Annotated in this window: 19 protein-coding genes, 1 tRNA gene and 1 pseudogene; 10 read left to right on the top strand and 11 right to left on the bottom strand. The window is 34.0% G+C overall.

Going from position 1 to position 13,326, the window contains the following annotated elements; all coding sequences use genetic code 11:
- Positions 1 to 7 precede the first annotated feature (7 nt).
- Positions 8 to 553: a dUTPase gene (locus FC70_RS02770; protein WP_057889492.1), complete on the top strand. Its 546-nt coding sequence runs from the start codon at positions 8 to 10 to the stop codon at positions 551 to 553.
- An 87-nt stretch (positions 554 to 640) separates the two neighbouring features.
- Here the strand turns inward: FC70_RS02770 and FC70_RS09215 are convergent, their stop codons facing one another.
- Positions 641 to 796 carry a hypothetical protein gene (locus FC70_RS09215; RefSeq protein ID WP_157045247.1) on the bottom strand — a complete coding sequence of 52 codons (156 nt, stop codon included), beginning with the start codon at positions 794 to 796 and terminating at the stop codon, positions 641 to 643.
- A 224-nt stretch (positions 797 to 1,020) separates the two neighbouring features.
- Positions 1,021 to 1,647: a TetR/AcrR family transcriptional regulator gene (locus FC70_RS02765; RefSeq protein WP_057889491.1), complete on the bottom strand. Its 627-nt coding sequence runs from the start codon at positions 1,645 to 1,647 to the stop codon at positions 1,021 to 1,023.
- A 185-nt stretch (positions 1,648 to 1,832) separates the two neighbouring features.
- Here FC70_RS02765 and FC70_RS02760 point away from each other — a divergent pair.
- A tRNA-Arg gene (locus FC70_RS02760) sits at positions 1,833 to 1,906 on the top strand.
- A 202-nt stretch (positions 1,907 to 2,108) separates the two neighbouring features.
- Here the strand turns inward: FC70_RS02760 and FC70_RS02755 are convergent.
- The 7 genes and pseudogenes from FC70_RS02755 to FC70_RS09470 all read right to left on the bottom strand — a co-directional run.
- A complete protein-coding gene (locus tag FC70_RS02755) occupies positions 2,109 to 3,242 on the bottom strand; it encodes a tyrosine-type recombinase/integrase (RefSeq protein WP_057889490.1) in 1,134 nt (377 codons plus the stop codon).
- Between the two features lie 447 nt (positions 3,243 to 3,689).
- On the bottom strand, positions 3,690 to 4,787 hold the full coding sequence (locus FC70_RS02745; RefSeq protein WP_057889488.1) for a hypothetical protein: 1,098 nt from the start codon (positions 4,785 to 4,787) through the stop codon (positions 3,690 to 3,692).
- Between the two features lie 62 nt (positions 4,788 to 4,849).
- Complete coding sequence (locus tag FC70_RS02740) at positions 4,850 to 5,623, bottom strand: hypothetical protein (protein WP_057889487.1); 774 nt, start codon at positions 5,621 to 5,623, stop codon at positions 4,850 to 4,852.
- A gap of 20 nt (positions 5,624 to 5,643) precedes the next feature.
- Positions 5,644 to 6,012, bottom strand: coding sequence for a hypothetical protein (locus tag FC70_RS02735; RefSeq protein WP_057889486.1), 369 nt, complete (start codon positions 6,010 to 6,012; stop codon positions 5,644 to 5,646).
- 23 nt (positions 6,013 to 6,035) lie between these two features.
- Positions 6,036 to 7,436 (bottom strand): exonuclease domain-containing protein, encoded by a 1,401-nt coding sequence (locus tag FC70_RS02730; protein WP_057889485.1) that lies wholly within the window; start codon positions 7,434 to 7,436, stop codon positions 6,036 to 6,038.
- Positions 7,437 to 7,502: 66 nt separating this feature from the next.
- The gene (locus FC70_RS02725; RefSeq protein ID WP_057889484.1) at positions 7,503 to 7,910 is read right to left on the bottom strand and encodes a hypothetical protein; all 408 of its coding nucleotides are present in this window, start codon (positions 7,908 to 7,910) and stop codon (positions 7,503 to 7,505) included.
- A gap of 172 nt (positions 7,911 to 8,082) precedes the next feature.
- Positions 8,083 to 8,280: pseudogene (locus FC70_RS09470) on the bottom strand (helix-turn-helix domain-containing protein); the annotation flags it as partial.
- A gap of 154 nt (positions 8,281 to 8,434) precedes the next feature.
- On the opposite strand from FC70_RS09470, the gene FC70_RS02715 reads away from it, so the two are divergent.
- Both FC70_RS02715 and FC70_RS02710 read left to right on the top strand, forming a co-directional pair.
- Complete coding sequence (locus tag FC70_RS02715; protein WP_057889482.1) at positions 8,435 to 8,674, top strand: helix-turn-helix transcriptional regulator; 240 nt, start codon at positions 8,435 to 8,437, stop codon at positions 8,672 to 8,674.
- 59 nt (positions 8,675 to 8,733) lie between these two features.
- Positions 8,734 to 8,967 carry a hypothetical protein gene (locus tag FC70_RS02710; protein WP_057889481.1) on the top strand — a complete coding sequence of 78 codons (234 nt, stop codon included), beginning with the start codon at positions 8,734 to 8,736 and terminating at the stop codon, positions 8,965 to 8,967.
- Here FC70_RS02710 and FC70_RS09465 read toward each other — a convergent pair.
- A complete protein-coding gene (locus FC70_RS09465; protein WP_235804068.1) occupies positions 8,964 to 9,212 on the bottom strand; it encodes a DUF2513 domain-containing protein in 249 nt (82 codons plus the stop codon). The two genes, FC70_RS02710 and FC70_RS09465, sit on opposite strands and share 4 nt — an antisense overlap.
- 352 nt (positions 9,213 to 9,564) lie before the next feature.
- A complete protein-coding gene (locus tag FC70_RS02700) occupies positions 9,565 to 10,257 on the bottom strand; it encodes a DUF4145 domain-containing protein (protein WP_057889480.1) in 693 nt (230 codons plus the stop codon).
- 64 nt (positions 10,258 to 10,321) lie between these two features.
- Here FC70_RS02700 and FC70_RS02695 point away from each other — a divergent pair, with 64 nt between their 5' ends.
- From FC70_RS02695 to FC70_RS09515, 6 genes are all read left to right on the top strand, one after another.
- Entirely contained in the window at positions 10,322 to 10,615 is a 294-nt protein-coding gene (locus tag FC70_RS02695; RefSeq protein WP_057889479.1) for a hypothetical protein, read from the top strand.
- Between the two features lie 144 nt (positions 10,616 to 10,759).
- On the top strand, positions 10,760 to 10,996 hold the full coding sequence (locus tag FC70_RS02690; RefSeq protein WP_145980468.1) for a hypothetical protein: 237 nt from the start codon (positions 10,760 to 10,762) through the stop codon (positions 10,994 to 10,996).
- Complete coding sequence (locus tag FC70_RS02685; protein ID WP_057889477.1) at positions 10,986 to 11,396, top strand: hypothetical protein; 411 nt, start codon at positions 10,986 to 10,988, stop codon at positions 11,394 to 11,396. The genes FC70_RS02690 and FC70_RS02685 overlap by 11 nt, the downstream gene beginning before the upstream one ends.
- A gap of 183 nt (positions 11,397 to 11,579) precedes the next feature.
- Complete coding sequence (locus tag FC70_RS02680) at positions 11,580 to 12,401, top strand: rolling circle replication-associated protein (protein ID WP_057889641.1); 822 nt, start codon at positions 11,580 to 11,582, stop codon at positions 12,399 to 12,401.
- Complete coding sequence (locus FC70_RS02675; RefSeq protein ID WP_057889476.1) at positions 12,402 to 13,136, top strand: BRO family protein; 735 nt, start codon at positions 12,402 to 12,404, stop codon at positions 13,134 to 13,136.
- Positions 13,137 to 13,158: 22 nt separating this feature from the next.
- Entirely contained in the window at positions 13,159 to 13,284 is a 126-nt protein-coding gene (locus FC70_RS09515; protein WP_268871760.1) for a hypothetical protein, read from the top strand.
- The last annotated feature ends 42 nt before the right edge of the window (positions 13,285 to 13,326 follow it).

Raw genomic sequence — 13,326 nt, 5'->3', positions numbered from 1 at the left:
ACAATTAATGTTAGACATTACTAAATTGCTGCATAGCTCGATTGAGTTAGATCATGAAATTGCATATGATCGACAAATTGCAATGAAACCAGATAAAAGTTTGGAAAACGTGTACGTTGCATTAGATGTTGAGTTAGCTGAAATTGCTAATACCGCAGAGTGGTTTAAGGTGTGGAAGACGCATAAAGGTAAAGCTGATGAAGGAAAAACGCATCGTGAAACTTTACTAAATGAGTATGTGGACGCAATGGATTTCTTTTTATTGGCTAGTGCAAAACACCAATGGACACATTTAATTGTTCTTGATCGTGATGGGATTGAAAAAATCAAAGGTATGCCAGTGGCATTGCAAAATTTAAATAAAGAATACTTGGCAATTAAACATATGCTAAATTCAGCGTATTTTGAGCACCGACAGGATGATTTTAAACATGCGTGGAGATTATTCCTCAAACTAGGTTTAGTTGAATTTGGCTATTCTGAAGATGAAATTATGAATGCGTTTGAAGCTAAAAATATCGTTAATCAAAAACGACAAGCTAGTGATTATTAAAACTACTTATTAAATATAAATAAAAAATATCCGTAAGAATCTCAATTGAAATTCTTACGGATATTTTTTATATATTTCGGTAATTAATTAGGCTGCTTTACCATGTTGATCATCAGATATAACTTGATCTTCTTGACTATTAAAATGTTTACCTGAAGATTGCTTTTTAGTAGGGCTCCCAAAAAAAGTTTGCCAGAGCATTGAAAATAACAAAATCGAAATAATAATAATAAATGGACCCATGGCGATTCCTCCCTATAGCACAAGTCTTCTAGTGCTTATATTACATTATTGTTTCTTTTTTAATATAAATCAATAAAATGGGAAGGATTGGGGGGAATCTTAACCATTTGATAGACAACTTAAGCTTTCTTTAATAATTATTGTAATAATAGACATGCTTACAGTATTTATTGGTAATAAAAAAGGTAGTTAGAGGAATTTATTCCTAGTTAACTACCACTGTATTATGCTTCGGTATAAAAGAAATCCGTAAAGAAAATTTTGTCATGTTGTAACTGGGTCATCAGCTTAGTTACGCTAGATGACATGTAACGAGGGGTGTAAATCATTCCTTTTTGAAGCCAATATTTAATTAAACCAAGTTCAGCTGAAACAATCATGGCCATTTGAATATCAGTAGGGACGTCAATTTCTACAAAATCATCTTTTAATTTCTCGTGAAAATCATTTATTTCAGTGTTAACCCGTTTAGTCAATCGATCAAAAAAGATCAGATTTTCGGGATTGTTAAGAAGAACATCGAATGCATCGGCTTCGTCCTCAATATATTTAAAAGCATGTTGCATTGAAAAAACGTTAATCCCGTTAGGATAACTTTTACCTGCTAAAGTATAAACTTCAGTCATGACGTTTTCAAAGAAGTCATCTAAAATTCCATTCATCGCACGATCGATAAAGTCTTGTTTATCTTTATAATGTAGATAAAAGGTTCCGCGTGTAATTGAAGCTGTTTCAGTAATCTTTTGAACACTGATATTTTCAATCTTATATTCTTTCATTAGATGAACTAGGGCATGCTTCAGGTTATTACGAGTTTTTACTACTCGTGGATCTGTTCGAGTGTTTTCCAAAATACTCCTCCTTAATAGAATTTATTTATTTCTTTAATGTTCAGTAATAAGAGTTTAATTGATTATATAACGATGTAAGCGCTTAGTCAATCCGATAATAAGACAAAATCAAAAAAACTATTCATAACTTTAAGGATAGATTAGATTGACATTACAAGTTAAAGTCCATATAATTATTCAAGTCTGGAGCGGTAGCTCAGCTGGATAGAGCATTCGCCTTCTAAGCGAACGGTCGTGAGTTCGAACCTCACTCGCTTCACTTTACAAGACTTGTTATGAATATGTTTTAACGTCAAGAACGTTGATACATAGGCATTACAAGTCTTTTTGTTTATGATTGAAAATCAAAGTTTCTAGCACTTTTCTAGCAAGTTCTAGCACTTTTCTAGCACAACAATTTGGCATTTTGAACTAGACTGAGTCGGATAAATTGAGGAAAATAGTCGAATTTCGAAAAAATTTTAAATTATTTTTTCATCTTCGTAAAAGGTCATCATTTTCTTGTGTGCTTGTTCCTCTAATTCGGGGATGCTCTTGATGTAATATTTGAGCGTTGTCTTCGAATCTTGATGACCAAGATAGGTCGCAACCGAACGCAAATCATTATTGGCCAAAGTCATTAAAGTTGCTTGAGTGCGTCGGAATCCATGAGTAGTAATTCGGACGATGCCAACTTGGGTACAAATTCCATGAATATAATCGTTAATCCCGGAATTTGAAACTGGATGACCAGTCACAGAATTAAAAATTAAACGATCTACATTCTCAATAATGTTACCTCTACGAATTTGGTCCTTGTACCACGTCTTGTAGTTGCGTAGGTGATTGATTAATGCATCTGGTACATTGATAGTCCTTTCGGGTGAATCGCCCTTTAAACCAGTCAATTTATGCGCATCATCGTAATCGTATTGTTCCGATACTCGGATTGTCTTAGCAAAGATATTAACTTTGTCCCAAGTGAGTCCGATTACTTCACCAAATCGCATACCAGTAAACGCATGAACCAAACAAACATATTTAGAAACGCTATCTTCAGATGACTCAATCGCGTGAACAACTTTCTTGAAATCATTGAGAGATAACACTAATTGTCGTTCGTGCTTCAAATCGAGCTTTTTACCGCTGTATTTGGCGCTTCTAGTCGGATTCCGAGTGATTACACCTTCATCAATTGCAACCTCGCACATCGCTCTAAAATCGCCATTCGTGAGGCGATTAGTTTCTTTGGCATATTTCTTTGATAAATCATTCATAAATGTTTGCCAAATTGGTTTGGTAATATCCGCCAATTTTTTTTGACGACCAAAATAGTCAAATATATGGTCAAAGTCGTAAGTGATCCGACGAATTGACCGATGCTTTAAATAAGGCTTTTTATAAGTCTCCATCCAGTGGTCAAAATAAGCGCCGATTGACGTATTTTTTGACGTGTAACCATTGTCAGCTTCGTACAGTATTTTGCGGTCAAATTCGAGTGCTTCGGTTTTACTGTTAAACGTTTTCTGTGTTTGAGTCCATTTTCCTGTTAAGGGATCCTTATATGCGGGACGGATGGACCAACGTCCGTTTTTTAACTTTCGTGGTGTTGTCATGATTCATCACTCCTTAAATTTTTGGAGTAGTGGATATGACAGGAATTGAATTGTAACAAAATGGTAGCAGGCACTTTGTTACGAGCTATTGACGGCAACACCTCCTTGAAGTATTATAAGTGTATGAAAAAACGGTTCGACCGTTTGCTGAATTAGCTTCTGGCGAAGTTTGGTTAGTCTGTTAACACACTCTTAAAACTTTGGTCGGAGATGAGAGTGTGTTTTTTAAATATGAAAGGGGAGCTGGTTATGGGTAAACAATCAGATGTGTTGATGGCGTATGCTGGTATAATGTTGCTAGTGCTAACTCCGATTTATTATATAATTCGAATTGTCATGGACACTATAGGAATTGTAATTATTGATTGGTGGACGTTGGTAATATCCATAGGTATTGATATTTTTTTAGTATTGAAATTGATAAAAATTTACTATAAATAAATGCAGCTAATCTTGATCAGATTCTTCATCGGGACTATCTGCTTTTTTTGTAGCTTCACGTAATTCGTTAGATATTTTTGCTTGTATTTCTTCCATTGAAAAGCCGGCAGTATTCATCATTGCAATTGTTCTTGCTAAATGAGCATCATCAGCTTCTTGGTCGGTTATTTTTCTACTTTGTTGCGAATCTAAAATTCTTTCAGCCACTATGCCATCGTTTTCTTTTGTGAATTTGAACTTACCGCTTCTTAAGTTGGCCTCTACCGTAAATCCTTTTTTACTCTTCAGAACCACAATTAGTAATAGAAATAATCCTGACATTGCTGATAATCCAAGTACTAATTGAACAACACCTTCTGATTGCACGTTGCTTTTTATTACAAGGTCCTCTTTACTTAATTCGTAAAATCCTTCTGTTAAGTTGTAAGTGAATTTTGTGAATGGACGGCCCTTGATATTTTCTTTTTGTTTAACGGGGAACGAAAGGAAAATATTATTTTCAGAAATGTAAGCATCGTAAGCAGCTCTTAAGATGTAAGCAGAATATTTATCAATTTTACTTAGGGTAGTTTGTGTATAAATCATTTTATAAAGAGCAGGGTCTGCATCTTGTCTGTTAAAGCTTTTCAAAAATTGAACGGAAAGCCTTTTTTTGTAAGGTGAATTTTTTCGCCCCTCAACTTCTGAAAATTCATTAACTTCAGAGTCGGTCAACTCTCTAGGTAAATCAGTTATTACTCCAAAAGAAAATCGTTCTGATGAATCAGATGGAACAAGAACATAATCACCAGGTTTCAGTTCATTCGCAAACCGTTTTAATTGGCCAACCCATGTTGTGTAAGTACCTGCTGGGATTTCTTTGCCAAATTCATCTTTTGGTTTTCGCTGCTTAAACAGTGTAGTGAGTTGTTCATTTGTTTTTTCTTGTGCCTCTGATAAGGAAATTTCATCAAATCCAATTCCTACATACTGACGCATGACAAAATCCAAATAATAGTCGCCTTTATTGGCTCGTACCATCCAAAAAGTAGCAGTAGCATTTATTTTAGGCAGAGCAGAAAAGACATCGGCCACATCATTTATTTTCAATATTTCATTTTCCATTTTATATCATCTCCAAATATGTGTTGGTGCATCCTTACTTTCGACGGTGGGGGATGTACCTTTTAACTTTGAGATGCGATGGTTGCGCTTATAACTTGAGTGACAAGTGTAAAGACGGAAGGATGACTTTGAAGGAATTTTTCGAATTTACTCAATTTAGAAATTTCTCCAGAATTTGAAGCTTCAATTAATTCATCCTTAAAAACTTCTGATAAACCTTCTTCATTAACTAATCGTACAAGTTCATCTTGCAATTGAGATGATAGGGAAATAGTATTATTCATTTCTCCGGTATTAGTGGCTGCAACGTTTCCGTTGTTTGTACCAATATTTATACTTACATTACTAGATTGACTATTTTTAGGATTCATAAAATTCTCTCCATTTTCAGTTACCATCGCACCTCGAACTGACACGATGGTACACATTTTTGTTAAGGTTAATCCCAAACCAATAATAAAACCTTGATTTTTGATGTTTTGTAGTGCTGCAAGTGCAGTGGAATCGTTTGATAATTGAACATTATTGAATACATAAATTCGATTATCTTCTACAAGTGTAATAAAAGATTTCATCATCCTTTTAACATCTGTTGTTCGTGGAAGTGGATGCAATATTTTATCGCCTTCACTTGTGATAACAACATCAGTACCTGAAAATAAATGATGCCTTGAATAATCCATTTCGTGATCAATACCTGAAACGTATTTCAAAGTTATGCACTTTATCAAAACGTTAGATTCATCATTTGTAAATGATAGATTATTAAAATGAGATTCAGTCTGTATCATATTTAGTACTTTGAAAGCAGTTTGCATTTCGATAGGATTTAACAATTTTGAAACCTCACCTTTCCTTATTGAAACAACGAAATTTGTTTTTCAGTTCTGTTATCAGAATCAAAGTAAAAATAGTTCTTCAAAAATTCATGATCGCTTTTAGAAAGTTTTTTTTCTGACTTAACAATGTTGTAGATAGATGATTCAATATCAGTAGCAGCTCGTTGTTCAATAACATCTTCTTGTGAGCAAATTTGAACAGGGGATGAGTTGATATAATCAGTATAATAGTCAGTTCCTTTTTGATTCATGTCAGTAATAATGTGTTCGCAATATAAGCGGATTGAATAACCAAAAAGCATATGAAGTCGTTCACGTAAATCATCTTGGACGGTTTCAATTACAAATGAATTATTATTTTTTGTTCTTACATAAATTAGATCCATAACGATACCAACTTTCGAGAATATTAGGCAACTTCAGAAATTAATGATTGTAATTCTTCAATGCTGTGCAGAACTTTAATTTTTCCACCTTTTTCAGAAAATTCCATTGCTTTCAATTCAGATGCACTATGAATTCCATCGGTTAAATTATTAGCAACTTGTTCGCCAACAATTAGATAATCAGTCCGACTTGAAACTGCACCAGTGACACGACCGCCATTCTTAGTGATTAATTCTTTAATCTCGTCACGATCCATTTCCATGAATTTACCGGTAATACAGAATCTTAGATCAGCAAATAAAGTACCTGGGGTTTCTTCCGTAGAAGCAATAACAACTTGATCTAAGTGTCCATCGCGTATTTCACGATATATGAAAGCAGTAGTTTCGCAGTCATTCAAAGAATTGTGAGATTGATTTTTTAGGCCATAATAATTTTTTAAAGTTTCAAGTTTATGATTTTCGATATTTTTAATTTTTCTACGTGAAATACTTAAGGTATCTTCAGTCGTAATTACAGCTGGATGATATCCGTGTAATCGAAGGAATTTGATGTCGAAACTCACATTGTGACCAATAATTGTATTATCGCCAATGAAGTCAGAAAGTTTTGGTAACAGTTCTGTAAATGTTGGTTTGTCTGCAACCATTTCAGGTGTTATGTGTGTCATAAATTGAATGTCGCGGGGGATGTCATGTTCTGGATTAACAAATTCATTGAACGTTTCGATTGGTTCGTCATTAACATATTTGATACCAGAAACTTGTGTAATACCGTCTTGGTCTGCGCTACGTCCAGTTGTTTCAATATCCAAAACAACAAAATCTTTTAAATCGTCAAAAATTTTGTTAACGACTGTTTCAGATTCTTCTGGTGTTACTGTGAAATTTGGAGTTTCAACACTAGCAGTAGTGTTTGAAAAACTGAATGATGTCACTATATCTTGCTTTAATGTAGATGAAGAACTAGTTGGTTCATTTTCTTCTGTAATTACATTATCAGCAACAGGCGATTCAGAGGCATTTATACCAATTTCTTCCTGTGTTGTATCAACACTTTTAATGGGTTCTTTAGCAACTTCTGGAGAGCTTTTAAATTCATTACGAGTATTGATAATGTGCTCGGCAACTTCTTTTTCAATTTTTGCTTGATCCGCATTAATCCAACTATTAAGTTTAAAAGCGTCAACAATCATCCAAATTAAATTAACGAAAAATAACATGCCGAATGACAAAATAAAAATTGCGGTCATTAGTACGCCAGTACCAATTTTTTTGAAATAATAACGATGAGCACCAATCATTCCAAGAAGTAACCATAATATCCAAACTACTGCTGGACTTTTTCGCTTGTTGCTAACTTCTGAACTTACCAATAAACGTTCTTGTGTTGTGAGTTGTTCTAAAAGTTCATTGTTCTCCATGAGAAATCCTCCAAAGATTTTATCCCAATTACCAATTTTTTAAGTCACTAGGGTTTGGACAATTGCCTAAATGCTAAATCGATTCCCCAATCGATTCATAACATTGTTTTCAAACTTAGCGGGAATGCCAAATTCTTCCATAAATTTTACAGCGTTAATTTGTTCAAACCCGTTTTTTACTGAGCAATCAATTAAAATGTCGATTGCTTTGTTGTTGGCCGAAACTTCAATTTTTGACCGTGAACTTCCGGTTGTATAGTAAAGCACACCGACATCATTATTAATTTGATGAGATATTTCGTGAGCCACCATAAAAGGTAGTTCTTTTTTGTTGGACACATTTGTATTGATCACGATTGCTTTTGAACGACCAATGGATACAGAAGGTGCATCGAGTTCCATTAAGTCAGTAATCGTGATGGCAATACCACGGTCAAATGCATAATTGTAAAGGTAGTTCAAAGTTTGTTCCATAAAATTACTCTTTCCCGCGAAGCAGACGTTTAATTAATTTCATATCTTCATCAGATATAGGCTTACCTTGATACATAGCAATCGTGTTGTCATCGGCTAAATCAAAAGTGGTAGGTTTATTCGTATTTAATTCAACGATATTTGAAGCCTCTTTATCTAAAGATTCATTTGAAGCTAATTTATATAAATCCTGAGGGGTAACATTTAATGCTGATGCATAAAGTTGAATGTCATGTTCATCGAGTGATCTATTTTGATTTTCATGATTTGAAATTGTATTTTGTGCAATTCCGGTTAACTTGCTTAAATCACCTTGAGTTAAATGCTTTGATTTGCGAAGACTTTTGATGACCGGTCCCAATATATTCATAGCCATGTATTTACACCTTATTTCTTATATTTATGTGATAATAATATCACATTATGAGATTGTGTAAATAGTAAGATATTTAAAAATGAGATATTTTTATCTTGATATATATCTCGTGTTGAGATATAGTTATTTTTGAAAGCGAGGTGTTGACATGCAAGGGGCAACGAAAGAAGAACTGAGAAATGAATTTCTAAAACCTAAAGTTAAGTTGGAACGTTTTAGAAAAGAACAACATTGGACCACCGCTTATATGGCTACAATGATTGGATTGAAAGACCGTAGACAGTATGAGTTAAAAGAACGTGGCGAATATCCATTTAATGATTATGAAATGTTAATTATTGCCAATGCATTTCATAAACAAGTACAGGATATTTTTTTTAAAGATTAATATCTCACTATGTGATATTAATTAATTAATCCGAGGGGATGACGAAAGGGGATGAAGTCGTGAGCGAAGAAGAAAAGAACAGAATTGTTGAAACGGGAAAGAATTCATTTATTTTTTTAATCATTACAACGCTTGTTGAGATTGGATTTATTGCTGCATATCTAATTTGGAACACAAAAATAACAATGTTCCTATTAGTGGTAGGCACATTGCTATGGATGTTTTGGATCCTCATGTTTTTTCTGTGGTACAGAATGATGATTAAAAAAGTGAAATCAAAAACAAAGATTTAGTACCCCATTTGTTTGTCGATTATGTGATTTAAAACACCAGTACCGATATTAGAAACAGTGCTAATTGAAACTGACTCAAGATGAGACAAAATCTTTTTAGTATTTGACCAAACTTCAGGATCACGAATTGTATCAAGAAATTCATGACCATCCCATGTAATCATTCCAGTGGAAAACATAATCAAATCATTGTTCATCCACCGGGGAGTTGACTTCAAATAATTTGTTTCTGCAAGTTTAGCCAATGTGTATTTTATGGTATCTGAATCGTAACTAGATTTTAATTTTTCATTGGAAGGAAATCTTCAAGATGTAAAAAATTACCGAATGTTATATCAGATTCAATGAACAACATAACATCGCGAACACAATCATGGTTTAACCGCATGTATATCACCACCTTTCAATATCCATTACGAAACAAGGTCTAGAACAAGTTTAATTAGAAAGTAAATTCCAATGTTTAGGAGGAAAGTACAATGCACGATAAAGAAAATTATTTAGTTATTATTAGCAATCTGACACAAGCATTACAAAACTCAACCCAAGTAATTAATCAATTAATGAAAAAGATTAACGCTAGCAATTAATAAGCAATCAAGATCTATTGATAAAATTCTTGGCATCTTCAATACTGCGGTTGTATTCAATCATCGCCAGCAGTGCGTTAATGAATTTTTTCATTTCAGAAATATCATAATCTGGATTTCTTTTGGAGTAATGAGTTTCATCATTACCAATCCAGGTGATAGCAGTCGATAGAGCTTTTAAATTTTCGTCATTTAACTTTTGTATTTTATTATTCAATGAAGTTAATGGACTTGAAATCCAAGTTTCGGTTATTGAAGGGTCATCTTTTTGAAAATTGATTAAATAATCTGACACTAAGAACTCAACAGCTTTTCGGTATCCCATACCTGAAATTAAATCCAGTCCTTCTTCTTCAGCAACTTGAGATTGTGAGTATATTTTTGAAAATGATGGGAACGTTTTTCTGATGTAGTCGCTCAATTCAGTGTTGTCTTCTAGTTCAGGTATTGATTTTTCAATAAAGTAAAAAGAATAATCTTCATCTGATCTGGCCAAGTAGTGGAATGAAGTGCTTTGACAATAATAACAATAAGAAAGCATAACACCGTAATAATCATCGTGGATGCCACCAGTTTTGAAACTAAATAATATTTTTTGTTCACCGGTATTGTGACAGTGCATACAAATGTTGGGGTTATCAACTTTAGCTCCATCAACCTCCACTATACCGTCCTCATAAGATTCATACATTGGTTCCATTAATATCGCCTCCAATAAGAGATTATAACAAATGAAGTGTTAAAAAAGTAAGCAGGTAGTTAATATGCCAGGAATTGAAGAGCTATTAAGTCAAGAAATAGAAAAACAAGTTTCGAGCAAGGTAGCAGTTGTAGCGAAACGATTTGAAGTACTAAGGCCTTGGATAAGTACTGAGGTAGTTAAAGAATATATCGGAGTTAAAGATAGTCAGTGGGTCATTAATCATTTTGCAATTGGCAAGAACAAAAAGACTACTGAAGCATATAATCGTGGGCTTGTAAAAAAAGTTGCAGGTCAATGGAGATTTAAAAATCCAGAATTCATGCAGTATTTACATGATGACTTCTGGAATGAATAGGGGATGCATACCAATGAAATATTCTTGGGCACAATTTAAATATGAGTATGGAAGTTTGGTCACACCAATGGCAATTGCTATGTCTATTTGTTTACCGGTCGTTGTCTGGGCATTAATGTATTAACTTAAAATAATTTTAAAGGAATGAACGCATTGAATTTTGTTGAAACTGAAATAAAAAAAGCTGGACTGAAACACGAAAGGATTATTAAGAAACTTTGTGATTTTGTCCTGGTCGAATTTGATAACAATAATCGAGCTGCAAGAGAGTTTTTAAGTAAACACAAACGTAACTCAAGAATAAGTCATGACGAGTATCTGATAACAAAAGAGGTTATCGCATATCTAACAAGATTGGGGATGCCTGGTAATGACAACTAGCACAAGAACTTTTGAAAATGAGGACATTCAGATACTAACACTGCATGAAGCGCGCTTCGTTGATAGATATCTTCAATTAGTCAATACGCATCATTGGAGCCTTGATCAAACCATGATTGAAATTAATGATGATTTTGAATTAAGACGAGATGTTGAAAAATCGATTGTAATTCGTAAAGCTCAGCGTCAACATGTTCATTTTTGGTTCAACGATGGAGAACTCGACTATATCGATTTGGTAATTAGGGAAGCCTATAAGCATAATTTTGATGCTGGTTATGTAGTTGATGTGATTAATGAAAGAAACATGAGCTGTGAGATTACTCAAGCAGAGGTCGAGTATTTAAGTTCCAGACATGGATATGTGTTGAACAAAGATTTTGAAACAAATTTTGTGTAACAAAAAAAGTCCTAACCAATGACGGCTACGACTTAGATTACTTCCTTCAATAGGCATTATACCGCCTACTAGTGATTTAAGTCAAAAACAGCCGCCTTGGCAGGCTTGTATTAGGTATTAACTTAACGACGTTACTAAATCACGAAGGGTGTTTTCGGGATGTATAGGCATGAGAAAAATATCATGAGAGAAAAGAGAATAACAGTTGGCGATTCATATATGGAAGTCGATATTATTCCTCGTAATCTTGAAGATGAGAGAACTAGATCAGGCAGAAGTAGGAAACGAAAAGAAAAAGTAACTGCTCCTGCTCAATCAAATCTTAATGATAAAAATGCAAGAAGATATTTAGTCGAGTTGGGAAACGGAAACTTTGATGAAAATGATATCTATCTCACATTAACTTATGAAGATTTGTCAAGGCCGAAAACAATTCAGGAAGCCGAGAAGAATGTTACTAATTTTCTTCGAAGGCTAAAAGCTAAACGTAAACGAAACAAACTAGATTCATTGAAATACATTTTGGTTACTGAATATGTTCAGAACGAGGATGGAGAATTTACCAAGAAGATCCATCATCATTTAATTATTAATGGTGGTATCAGTCGTGATGAGTTGGAATCAATGTGGAGTATTAAGGTGCCTGGTCAAAAGAAACGTAAAGTGCTTGGTTATGCTAATGCACGAAGATTGCAACCAGATGAGTCATTAGTTGGTAATGGTATCGAAAGATTGATGAATTATTTGAGCAAGGACCCCAAAGGGAAAAAGCGTTGGTCCAGTTCACGTAATTTGAAACGTCCGATTATGAGAAAGAACGATTCTAAATATTACACGTCAACAATCAAAAAAGCTCACAAGTCTCCAGATATGGGGATGTCATTATTTAAAAAGAAATATCCAAATTATGAAATCGTCGACAACATCAAGTGGGAATATAACGAGATGACTGGTTGGCATGTGTATTTGAAGATGTGGAAGAAAAGTACGGAAAGGGTGATTTAAATGGAACTGCAAAAGTTCAGCAATGGAGTGGTAAATTTACCAATCAAAAAATTAGAAGATGGTTCGATTGAATTTGATGCAGAACAAGCTGCAATCGGATTAGGAATCGTATCGTCAGCAAAAGGATATACAAATGTTCGTTGGTCACGTATCAATGAATATTTAAATTCTGCCACAACTGGCAGAAAGATTAGCAACGATGAATATTTAAATTCTGCCACAACTGGCAGAAAGATTAGCAAAGGTGATTTCATCACTGAACCACAATTTTATAAATTAGCTATTAAAGCGAATAACGAAACCGCAGAACAATTTCAAGATTGGGTCACTGGCGAAGTGCTGCCAAGTATTCGTAAAAATGGAAATTATCAAGTTAAACCATTAAGTCCAATTGAACAAATCAGACTTCAAAACGATGCATTAATTGATATTGATGATCGTGTTACTGACCTGGAGGAGAACCAAACTTTGAGCCCAGGAGAATATAACTACATCTCAAAACGTGTAGGTCAATCTGTGAACAATTTTGTTAAGGACCGTGGACTTGATATCACGTCTGATCAACGGAAACTTTTATATAAAGATATCAACCGTGGGATTAATGAAGTTACTAATATCAAAACTAGAGCACAACTTCGAAAACGTCATTTTGATTTAGTCACTGAATTCATTGATAGTTGGAACCCATCAACAGCAACAATGATGGCAATTCGTCAAACTAATCTTGATTTATAGTCAATCAAAAGAGGGATGCATAATGAGCCTAAATATCTATGCAAATATTAAATCGTATTCAGATGGTGACAAGGAAGTGAAACTAAGCATTTCAGTGAACGAGTTGAGCGACAAACAAATCGTTGAATTGAAACTGGGCCTAGAATAAAAAGTGTACAAGTTAAATAGAGACTCTGATTTAGTATAATTA

It is taken from the genome of Paucilactobacillus oligofermentans DSM 15707 = LMG 22743 (genome assembly GCF_001434315.1).
Taxonomy (GTDB): domain Bacteria; phylum Bacillota; class Bacilli; order Lactobacillales; family Lactobacillaceae; genus Paucilactobacillus; species Paucilactobacillus oligofermentans.
This window is presented reverse-complemented; position numbering and strand designations above follow the sequence as displayed.

Coding starts and splice junctions, on each gene's coding strand:
- FC70_RS02770 (WP_057889492.1), top strand. CDS start 8: ATGTTAGACATTACTAAATTGCTGCATAGCTCGATTGAGTTAGATCAT.
- FC70_RS09215 (WP_157045247.1), bottom strand. CDS start 796: ATGGGTCCATTTATTATTATTATTTCGATTTTGTTATTTTCAATGCTC.
- FC70_RS02755 (WP_057889490.1), bottom strand. CDS start 3,242: ATGACAACACCACGAAAGTTAAAAAACGGACGTTGGTCCATCCGTCCC.
- FC70_RS02745 (WP_057889488.1), bottom strand. CDS start 4,787: ATGGAAAATGAAATATTGAAAATAAATGATGTGGCCGATGTCTTTTCT.
- FC70_RS02735 (WP_057889486.1), bottom strand. CDS start 6,012: ATGGATCTAATTTATGTAAGAACAAAAAATAATAATTCATTTGTAATT.
- FC70_RS02730 (WP_057889485.1), bottom strand. CDS start 7,436: ATGGAGAACAATGAACTTTTAGAACAACTCACAACACAAGAACGTTTA.
- FC70_RS02725 (WP_057889484.1), bottom strand. CDS start 7,910: ATGGAACAAACTTTGAACTACCTTTACAATTATGCATTTGACCGTGGT.
- FC70_RS02715 (WP_057889482.1), top strand. CDS start 8,435: ATGCAAGGGGCAACGAAAGAAGAACTGAGAAATGAATTTCTAAAACCT.
- FC70_RS02700 (WP_057889480.1), bottom strand. CDS start 10,257: ATGGAACCAATGTATGAATCTTATGAGGACGGTATAGTGGAGGTTGAT.
- FC70_RS02695 (WP_057889479.1), top strand. CDS start 10,322: ATGCCAGGAATTGAAGAGCTATTAAGTCAAGAAATAGAAAAACAAGTT.
- FC70_RS02690 (WP_145980468.1), top strand. CDS start 10,760: ATGAACGCATTGAATTTTGTTGAAACTGAAATAAAAAAAGCTGGACTG.
- FC70_RS02685 (WP_057889477.1), top strand. CDS start 10,986: ATGACAACTAGCACAAGAACTTTTGAAAATGAGGACATTCAGATACTA.
- FC70_RS02680 (WP_057889641.1), top strand. CDS start 11,580: ATGAGAGAAAAGAGAATAACAGTTGGCGATTCATATATGGAAGTCGAT.
- FC70_RS02675 (WP_057889476.1), top strand. CDS start 12,402: ATGGAACTGCAAAAGTTCAGCAATGGAGTGGTAAATTTACCAATCAAA.
- FC70_RS09515 (WP_268871760.1), top strand. CDS start 13,159: ATGAGCCTAAATATCTATGCAAATATTAAATCGTATTCAGATGGTGAC.